14 protein-coding genes are annotated in these 14,291 nt (G+C 38.2%); all 14 read right to left on the reverse strand.

Translation table 11 applies throughout. The features are described from left to right. Positions 1-49: 49 nt before the first annotated feature. On the reverse strand, positions 50-1,513 hold the full coding sequence (locus SVZ03_00980) for a hypothetical protein (GenBank protein MDY6932777.1): 1,464 nt from the start codon (positions 1,511-1,513) through the stop codon (positions 50-52). A 103-nt stretch (positions 1,514-1,616) separates the two neighbouring features. Beyond that, positions 1,617-2,462 (reverse strand): outer membrane lipoprotein-sorting protein, encoded by an 846-nt coding sequence (locus SVZ03_00985; protein ID MDY6932778.1) that lies wholly within the window; start codon positions 2,460-2,462, stop codon positions 1,617-1,619. Further along, positions 2,459-5,353: an MMPL family transporter gene (locus SVZ03_00990; protein MDY6932779.1), complete on the reverse strand. Its 2,895-nt coding sequence runs from the start codon at positions 5,351-5,353 to the stop codon at positions 2,459-2,461. Before SVZ03_00990 ends, SVZ03_00985 begins: the two co-directional genes overlap by 4 nt. A 365-nt stretch (positions 5,354-5,718) precedes the next feature. Then, complete coding sequence (locus tag SVZ03_00995; GenBank protein ID MDY6932780.1) at positions 5,719-6,570, reverse strand: 2-oxoacid:ferredoxin oxidoreductase subunit beta; 852 nt, start codon at positions 6,568-6,570, stop codon at positions 5,719-5,721. A gap of 25 nt (positions 6,571-6,595) precedes the next feature. Then, a complete protein-coding gene (locus SVZ03_01000) occupies positions 6,596-8,278 on the reverse strand; it encodes a 2-oxoacid:acceptor oxidoreductase subunit alpha (GenBank protein MDY6932781.1) in 1,683 nt (560 codons plus the stop codon). Between the two features lie 101 nt (positions 8,279-8,379). After that, positions 8,380-8,874 carry a ferritin family protein gene (locus tag SVZ03_01005; protein MDY6932782.1) on the reverse strand — a complete coding sequence of 165 codons (495 nt, stop codon included), beginning with the start codon at positions 8,872-8,874 and terminating at the stop codon, positions 8,380-8,382. Continuing rightward, a complete protein-coding gene (locus tag SVZ03_01010; protein MDY6932783.1) occupies positions 8,871-9,398 on the reverse strand; it encodes a ferritin in 528 nt (175 codons plus the stop codon). The genes SVZ03_01005 and SVZ03_01010 overlap by 4 nt, the downstream gene beginning before the upstream one ends. Before the next feature lie 4 nt (positions 9,399-9,402). Beyond that, positions 9,403-9,780, reverse strand: coding sequence for a desulfoferrodoxin (locus SVZ03_01015; protein ID MDY6932784.1), 378 nt, complete (start codon positions 9,778-9,780; stop codon positions 9,403-9,405). Between the two features lie 79 nt (positions 9,781-9,859). After that, positions 9,860-10,348: a rubrerythrin family protein gene (locus SVZ03_01020; protein MDY6932785.1), complete on the reverse strand. Its 489-nt coding sequence runs from the start codon at positions 10,346-10,348 to the stop codon at positions 9,860-9,862. Between the two features lie 48 nt (positions 10,349-10,396). Next, the gene (prxU, locus tag SVZ03_01025; protein ID MDY6932786.1) at positions 10,397-11,104 is read right to left on the reverse strand and encodes a thioredoxin-dependent peroxiredoxin; all 708 of its coding nucleotides are present in this window, start codon (positions 11,102-11,104) and stop codon (positions 10,397-10,399) included. Between the two features lie 124 nt (positions 11,105-11,228). Further along, on the reverse strand, positions 11,229-12,047 hold the full coding sequence (locus SVZ03_01030; protein MDY6932787.1) for a rhodanese-like domain-containing protein: 819 nt from the start codon (positions 12,045-12,047) through the stop codon (positions 11,229-11,231). Between the two features lie 71 nt (positions 12,048-12,118). Then, complete coding sequence (locus SVZ03_01035; protein ID MDY6932788.1) at positions 12,119-12,376, reverse strand: Uxx-star family glutaredoxin-like (seleno)protein; 258 nt, start codon at positions 12,374-12,376, stop codon at positions 12,119-12,121. Between the two features lie 26 nt (positions 12,377-12,402). Then, positions 12,403-13,677 carry a multiheme c-type cytochrome gene (locus SVZ03_01040; protein ID MDY6932789.1) on the reverse strand — a complete coding sequence of 425 codons (1,275 nt, stop codon included), beginning with the start codon at positions 13,675-13,677 and terminating at the stop codon, positions 12,403-12,405. Between the two features lie 22 nt (positions 13,678-13,699). After that, positions 13,700-14,272: a rubrerythrin family protein gene (locus tag SVZ03_01045; protein MDY6932790.1), complete on the reverse strand. Its 573-nt coding sequence runs from the start codon at positions 14,270-14,272 to the stop codon at positions 13,700-13,702. Between the last annotated feature and the right edge of the window lie 19 nt (positions 14,273-14,291).

The raw sequence follows: 14,291 nt of genomic DNA on the forward strand, positions 1-14,291 counted from the left end.
ATTTATATTTACTCAAAGTAATTCTTTTTACAATTAGACAGACTACTCATTAAGATGTTACTGCATATCTTATGCCTGCATAGATATTCGTATTATTTTCAAACTGACCAAAAAATGTATAGTCCCTATCGCCTAGAAATATATTCCCGCCCAATTCTCCTGATAAATAATCATTTATTTTATAGTGAACATTTGGTCTAATATATAGATCATTATCAGAGGGAGAGTAAAAAGCAAAAATCGATATTCTTAAATTTTGATTCATCAAAAGCTTGGTTAACCGCATAGTAATCACGTGACGATATTCATCCCTTGCATATTCTAATGAAGTTAAGGAGCTTTTGTATTGGCCGTAATCCATCATATATTCTAGGTAATATTGAACTCCTAAAGTAAAGTCTTTTGCCAATTCCTTTTCATAACCTGCAAGCGAACGGAACTCACTATTATTTATAAATGGATTGCTTCCACTGGAGTCCTCTCTTGAATCATAATATCCTATCTCAAATGAAGTTATCCCCCCTACAATAACTCCTCGAATACTTGCGCCATACTCAAGCAATTCAGGGAAAACCCACTTGCCTGAAATTGGATTAATACCCGCGGGGCTTTTCCAAAAACCGTAATATCCATAAAGGGCTAATTCGTAACCCTTAATATTCTTGAATAACCTATAAGCGACTTCGTCATCATCAAACCATTCATCCCTCTTTTCTGTTCTTATGATATTGTCCCTGCCCGACCTGTCATTAAGAATTGGATTCCAATAGGATATTCGTTTACCCTCAATATGACGATCAGAATTGAAATAAGGGATATATACAATATCAAGGTTGACTATCCGGCTGAATAAAGAAGCTTTAAATGCATCAGACGGAGATTTTAGATACTCCAAATCCCTGCCAATGAAAAACGATTTCCAATCCTTTGGGAAAAGATCATTTATAAAAAGCAAATCCCCAGTCCCCCATGTAAATATCTGTCTCCCAAGCTTAATATCCATAAATTCAGTGGGCCTCATGGACAAATTCAGCTCCCTTAAATCTATCCATCCTTCCCCGTCATCTATATCAATGCAGTGATCATCTGCTACTTCATCATAAATAAAGTCTGTAGTAATCTTGAAGACTAATATAGACCAATCCTTTTCTACATCCATCTGAAGACGAGTTTCACCTATTGATAGATCCCTTTCGTAGGGATCATCTTGAGTCCTCCCTCCCAAACGACCATCTATGAATCCTCCTAAATCAAATGGGATATTCTCAAAAAAGTTATCTCCCGGTGAATCAAAATAAGCTTCTTCTTCATATTTCTTTCTCTCATCCATACCCTCTGGCAAGGCAGGTCCTCCCTCGCCGCTCTCATCAAGACCGCGAGGGAGTTCGACTTCCTCATCTCCTGCATTATCTTCCAGCCCAGAAGGGAGCGCTGGTTCAACCTGTGCATATATTTTTGCTGAGAAAAGAAATACTATTATTACAAAATATATGATATATACAATTCTTCCCATTATCAGTAAATACTTTATCTACCGTAAGTTCTCAATAAGTGGTAGGTAAAGTGTGGTTTATCCCCCCAGCGGTGGGGATAACCTACCACTTATTGAAAACTTACTATCTACCCTTTAAATATTTGTATGGAGGGCGTCTTAAGGAACGCTCAGTAAAAACCTCTTTCGGGAGATTAATATTATATTTAACTTTATTATATTTGATTATCGTTTCTCCATTATTACGCAGGTCTTTCATTTTCGCCTGCGTTACAGTATGGTAGCCATTTATCTTCTCTACCTTAAGAGCCTCATATTCTCTATACTTTTCAGAATTTTTATCGAAATATTCCACCTTGACTGGAATGAACTTCTCTTTGTGAATCCACATATTATAATAAGAAAATTCGACTGTTTCCGGCTTTTTGGGCGTATTCTTTAATACATAATAATTCTCTGTAGTCTTTATAAGCTCATGCCTATTTTCATCAATATTCCTTCCCGAAACATCCTCGTAAAAGAAATGGGAACCTACAAAGCTTGTACGCTTTTCAGTTGAAGATATTCTCTTTACCAGATCTAATGCAGGAAGATAAATCCATCGGTCATCATCCTTATCTACATGTTTCCATACTAAGAATGACATCTTCTTTACATCAGCAGGATAATGAAAATAGACATAAAACCACTGATCTTTACAATAACTGTCTGCCTTAATTGTCTTATCCTTAGAGGGTGGTTCATCACTTCGTAAAATTGTAAATCTGCGAATTCGTTTTCTACCCTGGCTATCAATGATAGTCATGTTAACCATGGCGCGTCCATCTTTGCCCTGATAGTAAGAGGTCTTGTTCGTATTGTTTACTATTTCATCAACAGATTTTCCTTTCTCTGCCTGCAGGTTAACCGGTATAAATAGATAGAAAAATACAGGAAGCGCCAAACCAATAATATTAATCTTTCTCTTCATTGCTGTAATTCACCTCCCCTTCTTTCATAAAAAGTGTCTGTTTTACATTTATCCCTTCTGCCAAGAACAAAGCAATTAATTGCAAAAATTAAAATAACTATGGCGCTGATCCATGAAAGAGTTGACCAACCGACATCAAGGAACTGACGAATATTTATTATTAAAAGAAAAACAACTGCAACTCCGGAAATTATGCATGTTGAACAGTTGCAAAAGAAAGAACAAGCTTGGGTGTTTGGAAACATAAAATTTTCCAGAACCTTTATAATAGACGGAAGAATAAAAAGTGTTATTATGCCTGCAAAAAGAAGTATAGCAGCTATAAAGGTTCCCACTGTCTGATATGGGACAAGATTGGCAAATAACAGTGGTAAAAAGCCCATACCAATCACTATTACATTCCTTGAAATAGCCCTTGCAGGCTCATTAAATAACGGTTCAATAGTTTTATCCCAGGATAATAATTTCTCATAAAAACTGCGGCTTCGGGAAAGGAAGTGGATTGAATAGTCTACAGCAAGCCCCAAACTTAAAGAAGAGAGTATAGCTACAGGCATATCATAGTCTTTCCCAAGAAGCCCAATAATGCCGTAGATCAAACCAATTGTAACAGTAAGGGGCAGCATGCACACAATACCCCATAAAGCAGATCGGAATAAAATAGTCATTATTAGAAACACAAACAAAAAACTACCCCAGAAAGCCTGAAGCATGCCATAAACCATCTCCTTTTGCCATATAACATTGATATAAGTTAGACCAAACCATTTATGCTCAATAGAAAAGGGAATATCATTTTCAGCAAAGAATTGGTTTACACTATCAATTACCCTATTCATATCCCTGTTATCACCGCTTTTAAGTTGTGTCCAGATTATTGTCTTTTTATAGTCGGGCGTTACAAAATGGAAAAGGTCCTGTGGTCTATGGCTGCCTTGATATGTGATTAAACATTGAGCCACACCTTTTGAAGAATCTGGAATCCTGAAATCCTTTTCCTTCCCAGAAACGAGTTCCCTATATACGGTTTTAACAATATCAACTAAAGAATTGCTTTTGCCAACCACCTCAGTTTTTATAAGATATTTTTGCAATTTATCAATAAATTTAAGAGCTTCTGGCTCTTTAAATATCTCAACTCCACGTCGCTCATCTTCTAAAAAAACAAAAAACTCATCCCAGGCTTCTAATTCACTGTTTTCAGCTTTATCTCTCTTTGATGATGCATAAGTTTCAAGTTTAGATAAAAGATTGGATTTTGATGAAATATTAACTTGAATTTCTGGTATCTTTTTTCTTATGTCTTCAAAAACCTTTAAAACACCAGGCACCCAGTCCTGAAGTTCCTTCTCTCTCTTAGCAAGATTGGAATAAAATGTCTCTTGATAAGAGCTTAAAGGAATCTCATGATCTTTTGCCTCCAAAGCTAAATAAGCCATATAGGTGCCGCCGAAATGACTGTTTAAAACTTTATCAGCTTCTCTGATTGGATGACTTGGAGCAAACCACTTTATGGGATTATCATTTATGTTGATTCGGCTTATTCCATAAATAGCAACAAGCACCATTATAAATGCTAATACAAGTACGAGCTTGGCATTATTGAATGATAGCTTTGAAGTAAGTTTTAGAATGAAAGATAAGGGAGATCTTTGGTCCGAATAATCTCTTCTGGCACTCCCAAATCTCTCTAATGATTTATTTGAGAGCAGTATTAGGTACGATGGCACAAAAGTAATTGTTAAGAACCATGCAATTATTACACCCATTGCTACAAAAATTCCAAATATCTGAACAGGAGGGATAGGCGTTAAAGATAGGGAAGCAAATCCTATGGAGGTTGTAAGAGATGTATATAACATCGGCTTAAAGAGTTCATCCATGACATGAACAACAATATCCCTTCTATCTTCTGAATCGTTATATCTATCAAAAAATTCAGAAAGGATATGTACAGCATCAAGAACAGCTATTGGCACAATGAAAATGGGGATCATAGAGCTCATAATATGTATGGTATTTCCTGTTGAGATTAAAAGCCCCATAGTACAGATAGCTGAAACCATAGCCACTATCATGGGAGATATTATAAAACCAAGTTTTCTAAAAAAAATAAACATTAGAATGAATATTACAACCATGGCAAGAGGTGCGGAGATTGCCATCTGCTGAAACATCTCCACGCCAAAGGTGTCCTCTGCTACAGGTAGACCAGTAATAAAATACTTCTCATCCCCTCTATATTTTGATATCTCTTCTTTTAACCTTATATAAATTCGGTTGCTCAAATCTTTAGAGGTTATTGGGAGATAGATGCATATTGCCTTGCCATCCTCTGAAATAAGCGTTCCGTTTAAAAATGAAATGCGACGCGCTTTGTCTCGAATGGCAAGTGCTTCATCTTGGGTTTTAGGCGGAGACGACATGAGCCATTCAAATCGAACTGTTCCCACTCCTACCTGTTGGATATTATCTACTGTTGACGGTGAGATAATATCTTCTAATACAACACCTATCTTTTTATCTGGGTTATCCTCATCCTGCCAGCGTAGTGTTTTTGCATATTCAGTCAGTTCAAATATTTTAGTAAGCGAGTGGGGATTAAAAACCCCGTCAGGATGAGTTTCATTAACAACACCCAATACAACAATATCGTTTAGCGACATCTCAATCTTCATTTTATGATGGAATACGCGTACTGCCTCATCTTCAGGAAGCATATTTTCAGGATCTGTATCAATCTTGAGAGAGCTTAAAAAGAAAAATGTATTTGGCCATATTGCAGGAAGAGTTGTGATTAGAATAAAAAATAAAGTGATAATAGCCATCAACCAAACTATAACTTTTGGATGGTCAATTGAAAATTTTGTAATCATATCTTTAACTATCATTATGCTCACATGAAGTTAATTAATAATTATCACTTACTTTTTGGTATCCCAAATTTCTCCAAAATAACTTCCCTCAGGAACCATATTATTAAAGCAGATTATAATATGTTTAAACCTACGAAAACAGAAAACATATATCAGTATTGGCTACGGCAATATCTCATTGCTTCGGTAATTTATAGTAATCCCCAAGCTATAGTCTTATATATTGCTCCATTCCCATTTTGAAGAAGCAATATAAAAATATTAAGTACAATAAATAATAATCCTAAACCTATAGTTCATGCAAATGTAGTAATAGTCTTACCCACACAACCTAATCAATAATTAGGCAAGTGCTTACAAATTTATTACTAAAATACGCATCATCCATATCTCTCCATGATACTCTTTAACTTAGATCCATCAACTTTCTGTTTTATTAGAGGACCTTGATTCAACACATCAAAATGATCTTCAAAACTTGGCCTGTTATTCTTATAAATAAGGCCAATGGGGATACGATCCCCCCATTGTGAAGCGATCTTATTTGCTTCCTCCCAATCTGTAGGATTATATTCATCAGGCAGGGAATAACATCTTTGCTTATACCAAGAAAATGTATTGATTCTATTAAATGAGACACAGGGCTGTAGTATATCAATAAGTGAAAAACCTCGATGTGATATTGCCCTACTGATTAGCTCAGTTAAATGATCAATCATGCCTGAAAAAGCACGTGCGACAAAGCCAGCACGCAAAGTTACTGCTACTGCAATGGGATTAAAGGGAGAGGATGTTACTCCCTCTGGCTGAGCTTTAGTAACAAAACCTTCACCAGATGTAGGGCTTGCCTGACCCTTTGTTAGACCATACACCTGATTATTATGAACTAGGAGCGTAATATCAATATTACGGCGTATTGCAGCTAAAAAATGATTCCCCCCTTCTCCATAGTTACATCCATCGCCACTCTCAACAATTACTGTCAAATCTGAATTGGCAGTCTTTGCGCCTGTTGCCACAGGTAGCGACCGTCCATGGAGACCATTAAACACATTGGCATTCAAATAATGCGGCAACTTAGCCGCCTGACCTATACCAGAAACAAATAGAATCTGATGTGGCTTCAATTGTTTATCAACCAAGGCCTGTTTAACTGCCTTTAAAATAGAAAAATTGCCACAGCCCGGACACCAAGCTGTCTCATAATTACCATAATCCTCAATCGTTACCATTTTATTCCCTCACAGTAGGCTTTAGTTAACAGTTAACTTCTCCTATGATATAGTCCGGTGTAATTGGGAGTCCGTCAAATCGAAGGACTCTGTTCTCGATCTCAAATCCGGTTTCACGTCGAATTAAACGCGCAAATTGTCCTGTAGCATTGGACTCCACACAAACAACCCTCTTTGCTCTTTCCAGATAACCTAGAAATTTCTGTGAAACAAGGGGCCATACTTGGGAGAAGTGAAGGGTGCTTGTCCTTATTCCATTAGACCTTATTATTTCAGAAGCCTCCTTTACAGCTCCCTTGGTTGAACCCCATGATATCAATAATATATCCGGATTATCGTCTCCATCCATCTCTGGAGGTATAACCTCTTTTTTTATTCCCTCACCTTTTTTCAGTCGTTTTTCCACCATCTCTTTCCGTATTGAAAGATCCTCCGTTATATGACCATCTACAGTATGTTCATCGCTATCAACTACAACTAGATTCTCTGTCATACCAGGAATTAAACGAGGAGAAACCCCGCTTTCAGTAATGGCATATCTATAATAAAAAGATGATACTGATTCAGCTTTCAAAGTAGGCTGAATTTGAGATAGATTATCTAGATCAAGGGGTTTTACCGCACGATACGAATCGGCGAGATACTGATCAGTCAGAATAAACATTGGGCCTTGATATCTTAGAGCCAAATCAAAAGCTCTTCGAGTAAGATGAAAACACTCCTCAATGCTGCCAGGGGCAAGTATAGCTATAGGAAACTCACCATGACCGGCATGAAGCACAAACTCCAAATCTGCCTGTTCTGTCCGTGTAGGGAGGCCTGTCGCAGGCCCAGGACGCTGAGCTACAACAATTACTATTGGCGTTTCTGTCATTGCAGATAGGCTCACTCCCTCTACCATGAGCGCAAATCCTCCGCCGGAGGTAGTCACGACGCTTGGAGCACCAGCATAGAATGCACCAATTGCCATATTGATCGCAGCTATCTCATCCTCTGCTTGCTCAACTATCAAACCCATTTCCCTAGCATCATGTGCGAGATTTAAAGCAATAGAGGTTGCTGGCGTCATCGGATAAAAAGAACAAAATTTAACTCCCGCTTGTAATGCTCCAAGCGCTATAGCCTCGTTGCCATTTATCATTATGCGACTTTGAGGATTTTCTATTGTGGCTAGTTTATGAATACTTGAATAATTCTTCTCTACCCATAAAAAGGTATCAATCAATACCCTCCTATTTTCTTTAATTGTGCTCTCATCTTTTTTTTCAAAATGATCATCCAATGCTTGTGCAACCGACTTTTCGCTAAGACCTATAACTGAAGCTATTGAACCCAGAGCTACAACATTGAAGAGTTTATCCGGAGCTAACTCTCCATAGGGAATATTTAGTGAATTGATATTACTAATCTTTAAATCCTTATCAGCGATGACAATACCATCAGATGATAGCTCTTCACGATGACCAGTAACAGTGTCTGCATCCAAGGCCACAAGAATGTCTAAAGTCTCCTGAGGAGCGCTGATCTCACTAGTGCTAGCCCGAATGACAAAAGTGTTATGACCACCCCTGATTCTTGATTGATAACTCTGAGTCACAACTATTGAATAGCCATTTCGCACCAACGCTTTAGAAAGAACCTGCCCGATGGTAACCAGACCTTGCCCAGCATGCCCACCTATCATAATATTCAAATAACTCCTCTCCATATTTTTCCCCTCACTCTTCCAGGCTTTTAATACACATTTATAACTACTGAATCATAACATACCGAATAATTATGTACTTTTTTTTCAGATCACTATGTAATTCAGGACCTCAATGATCTTAGTTCTGAGCTAAGAAGGGCAATATGCTTCATCTCTTCATTTATAATCACATCAATCTCACTACGCCCACGCTCCTCAGTAATCATCTCTTTCATACCAATATAAAACAAAATAGAATCCTTTTCCAAACCAATGGCTGTTTGAAGAATTTCTTCAATATCAATATTTCCTATAAGTTGCTCCGTTAAATTACCCTTCTCATCAAAAACCTGACCATCAGCCCATGCTTGCAAGTATAAGATTGCATGATCCTCAGGATCGTATACAGATGTAGATTCTCCTAGACTTAACAACTTATTCCTCATCCCGGCGAACACCTTTTCATGCTCCACCTCCATATCTGCAAGCCTATTCAACAGATCACGGGTTATTTGTCTTGTGCTTGATTTAGCCGCACTGCTATAAAAGCTATTTCCATTTCGCTCCATCTGCTCTGCAATCTTTAGAATCTCATCAGGGCTAAAATTGACTATCATCTTATTCCTCCATCTGCTGTCTCATTGGGTTGTGTAAACACACGTTGGGCCAATTCTCGATCTACTATAAAGAGTCCATTCCCCTGATCACCAATCAATTTTAGCATCTGCACCACCATATCCGCTGAGGCCTCTTCCTCAACCTGTTCTGATACAAACCATTGTAGAAAGTTAAATGTGGAATAATCCTTCTCTGTTTGGGAAAGATCAACGATGTCATGAATCAATCCTGTAACCTTTTGCTCATGTCTATAAGCATCTTCAAATGCATCAAGAGGCGAACCCCATTCCAATGGAGGTTTCTCTATTAAAGCAAACGTTACTCGACCGCCTCTATTGTTAATATAATCAAAGAACTTCATTGCATGAACAAGTTCCTCCTGTGCCTGAACTCTCATCCAATTTGCAAAACCATCTAAATTGATAGATTTAAAATAAGCGCACATCGCAAGATATAGATAAGATGAGTAGAGTTCAGCATTAAGCTGTTCATTCAAAGCATCTAATATCTTTTTATTCATCATATCACTATCCCTTCCATAATCCATGAAGGTTGCAATATTCTCTATATATTGAACCACTCTCTACGCAACAGAAGGAAGCTTCAGGTGCCTCGCCTGGTTTTAAGTATATTCTATCGATCTTCCCATCTTTTTGTATGGTTTCAATCCATTCGATATAATGTTTCTCTTCCATTGGATGAGGAACATCTCCCACCTTAACCTTTACACCATGATCAGTATTTTCAACAACTGGGACATGCTTTTCCTTTGCAGCATCAACAGTATTCTCCTTAAATAGTTTCATAGGCTCACCACAGCAGACAAGCTCGCCCTTCCCTCCATGTAAAACTTCAATTATGTTACCACACGCCTCACACTTGTAAACCTCATATCTCTCTGCCATTTGTCTCCTCCTAATATTTTTTCGGGGACTTATTATCCATTATTCCCCAATTATTATAAAATATAGACAAAATAATATATTAAAACTCCACAAATTGCTCCTTCTTTGCGCTGCAAACAGGACATTCATCCGGTAAAATTGCATCCGCAACATATCCACATACCTTACAGACATAATATGTGGTCTCGCTTTCCGCAGCCATATGTCCCATAGCCTTTTTATACAGCTTAGAATGAGTTTGTTCAACATCTCTGGATTGACTGAACAGCAGGGCTGCTTGGTTGTTATCTTCCTTCTCAGCCTCTTTGAGAAATTCACTATATGCAACTTCTGCCACCTGAGTCTCTGACTCGAAGCTTGATGCAAGATTTTCCTCAGTGCTCTTAATCTCTTTAAGCATTTTCAGCGAACGAGTGCCATGTATCTCCTCAGAGAAAGAAATTACACGAAAGAGTTTTGCTATCTGAGGATAACCTTCTTCCTCTGCTTTATCAGCAAAGACCTTCAACCGAAGCACAGCCTTAGCCTCACCTGTGTATGCTTTATGTAACAGTTCTTTTACTCCCATATTTTTGTACCCTCTTACGAATTAGTTTATCTGATTACTATATTCTACTTAAGGCTTCCATTCCTTCCATACATTACCTACCAAATCTGGCCCAGGTTTTAAGGTTTGACCACCTGGTTTCCAACCTGAAGGTGTTGCCTCAGTCCCTTTACTTGCACGAACATGCTGAAATGCCTGTACTTGGCGAAATGTCTCTTCAACATTCCTTCCAACAGGCGGTGTTAACACCTCATATCCCTGTACAACACCGTCAGGATCTATAATAAATCTACCCCGGTTTTCAACACCAGCATCTTCATCATAAACTCCATATACCCTCCCAACTCTACCTCCACCATCAGAAAGCATCGGAAAGGGGACGCCTTCATCAACCATCTTTGACAACTCATAATCATTCCACATCTTATGAACAAACATGCTATCAACGCTCATTGAGAGTACATGAACTCCAAGTTTCTCAAATTCGCTATTCTTATCAGCAACTGCCGATATCTCTGTTGCTCAAACAAAGGTAAAATCTCCCGGATAAAAACATAAGAGAATCCATTTACCCAAATAATCAGAAAGTTTTACATTGATAAATTCGCCCTTATGATATGCCGGTGCTGTAAAATCAGGGGCTTTATGCCCTACCTTAATCATTGGTCTCTCCTCCTTCTTTATAATATCATTACTGCTTTCTGTCTCCATTGTTCCACTATCACCAATGGATGCACCAGTTGGACGAGCACAACCAAGAGGAATCTCTTCAGCCATACATCTACTCCTTTTCGGTTTATTGATTTACACTCTCTAAATCACTTGTTATTTGCTGAACATACATCTTCAGTACCCCTTTTGGAATAATTCTTTTACTACATGGATATTTCAATCAACCTCGTTAGAGAATACGAGAGAGTTGATCTATATGAATTCTCTCCTGCAATGCAAGACTCTGGAAAAATGTTATAAGTGATGGCTCTACTTTAGTAGCCATTGTATGATAAAGATCAAAGGCCTTGCATTCCATCTCCAGGGCTAATTCAAGAGCCTCCATCCTACTTGTTATTGACTCCTCATCAAACTTTAGAAGGGAATATGGTAGGGATATGCCCCCCTCCATAAATTCTGATTCCTTTATATCCTGAACAGAAGGAGCATCTGGCCATACTTCCTTTAATTGAGTATAAATCATCTCTAAATGCTTACTCTCCATCTTAGAAAGCTTCTCCATTAAATCCTTTGTCTCCATATCCTCAATTTTTTGCATAACTTTAAGGTAGAATTCCTGACTGCTCTTCTCCATCTGAAGAGCAAACAAAAAAAGTTCCTTAATATCATTTACATCCTTAAAAAACTCCCTGGCTTCATCAGGAGGTCCCTTCACTAGCTCATAGGGCCAATTACTTACTCCTCCAATCATATTGTGAATATTTTGCAATCCGAGGTTACAGAGCAATATAGCCCCTCCCATGCTTCTCTTTCCTGAACGACAATATACTATAATCTTCTTCAGTCTCTCTAACTCTGAATACCTTTGATCCAACTCATTTAAAGGAATAAACCGAGATCCAGGAATATGTCCCTCCTCATATTCTGGCGGCGTTCTTACATCAAGTATAATGTATTCATCCCTACTATCTCCCCGCAGAATGTCCCATACATCAACTGGATAAAGATTTTTAATTTTTTCCTCTGAACAAACAAGCTTTTTTAACATGATCTCTCTCTCTTATCATTTTTTAAAATTAAATAAAATCCATTATAATCAAATGTTTAATATTTACAAATTTACACATCTGATCTGTTTTCAATACAATTCAACATCTGATCAATTTTCTGTGGATCAAATCCAACCATAACCTCTCCGCATGCTGAAACAACAGGCACAGATCTCGCACCAGAGATATCAATCATCTCCTTTAATGCATCCTTATCCTGCGTAACATCGTAAGCTATAAATTTTATTCCCTTTTTAGAAAGATACTCTTTCGCTGTGCGGCAATGAGGACAGGTTGGAGTTGTGTAAATTTTTACTTCTTCAGACATAGGTTATCCTCCTTAAAAATTAATAATCATTTTCTTTTACTTTTTGCTTTAAGTCGTAAAGTAGAAGCAATCTCCTTTATATAATCGAGATCTTTTACCATCGCAGCGTATCCATACCAATAAGCATAATCAGGATTTGCGTGAAATACTCCCTGATATGTTCGCATTCTGTGTTTCATGAACATGGTAAACAGAACCTGCTCAATATATGAACCGCCTGTTTGATAAAAATACATAAAATCAGGATATGCGTAGGAATAATGCTTTGGCTTTTTTATAATTCCCTGTGTATAAAGCTTTGCCACAACATCAATCGCTTCAGCCATCAGGCGATCAGACTCCTTGATCATCTGATCTCCCTTCTGTAATTCACCCCGAGCGTATCTTTCAGAATGACAGTTAGAACAGATCTTAACCATCTTCTCCCGCTCCCTTCTCCAGTCTTCTTCAGTTAGCCTAGCAAAATCTAATTTCTTAACTAGATCCAATCTACCAGTAGGTGTGCCATTTGGATCAAGAACACCAAGGGCCTTAAGAATGGTAGCCCTGTCCTTTGCCCATTGCTTGTCCTTAGGCATGGGAAGTCTGACAGCAAAAAATCCCCAGCCCACCTTGTTTGTATGAGTGCCTTCAGGCAAATGGCAATTCTGACATGTCGGAGCGGATGCTTGCTTAGGCAAACGCCCTATTTCCTTCATTGCGTACCTCTCTCCATGCTTAGAGCTTTCATACATCTCCCACTGAGGATGATCAAATCCCATATGGCATATCTGACAAGCCTTTGGATCCTGAGCCTCCTTTTTCGAAAAGGTGTGTCTAGTATGGCATTCATCGCAAGAATTGGTTCGATATTTATATCCCTTTTTGCGAAGTTCCTCTCTCTGCTTCTCAGTCTTCATACCCATATTATGGCAGCCACCGCAACCCTTACCACCTATCATGAGAATTTCAGGCTCCATATGTGTCACGGGCATAGCCATCATCGATGACCATCCCAGATTATGTTTACCTTTTATGAACTGATCGAACTGCCTTTCATGACACTCTCCGCATGTTTCTTCATGCGGCATCTCGACTAAATCAATATCATTATTCGACTTATGCTCTGAACCATGACATGAAAAACATGTGATACCACTTTCGCTATGCTTGCTACTCTCCCAGTCTATTACACGCTGCGGGTTAACCTTCTTGTGACAATCAATACATTTATCCTGGCTTATTATAGCAGTTCTACTTAGAGCAATTATTGAACAACTCATAAGTATTAAAATACTTTTTTTTACAATGTTCCCTTCCATGATTTAATTCTCAATTTTACATTTAATAATTTTCTACATGCAGTTCAAAGTAGGCCTGTTCATGATCACATGCCGGGCATCTATTCGGCGCACCTTCTCCCTCATGAACATACCCACAATTTCGACACTTCCATTTTGCAGTGAAATCCTTCTTAAATACCTTCCCCTCCTCAAGATTTTTAAGCAGGGCAAGATACCTCTTCTCATGCTGCTCCTCAACTCTAGCAATTGACCGAAACTGTATGGCAATATCCTTAAATCCCTCCTCATCAGCCACATCAGCAAATCCAGTATACATCTCTGTCCATTCATGATGTTCACCAGCCGCCGCAGCCTTTAAATTTGAGGCAGTATCACCAATAACTCCTGCAGGATAAGCAGCAGTAATCTCGACATCTCCACCCTTTAATAATTTAAAAAACCGCTTTGCATGTTCTTTCTCATTATCAGCGGTCTCATTAAATATCGCAGCTATCTGTTCATAACCCTCTTTTTTTGCTTGCGAAGCGAAGTAGGTGTATCGATTCCTGGCCTGAGACTCCCCAGCAAAAGAGATTAATAAATTCTTTTCTGTTTTACTTCCTTTAAAATCCATTCTTCATTCCTCCTCAAAA

The sequence above is a fragment of the Spirochaetota bacterium genome, from assembly GCA_034190085.1.
Classification (GTDB): domain Bacteria; phylum Spirochaetota; class UBA4802; order UBA4802; family JAFGDQ01; genus JAXHTS01.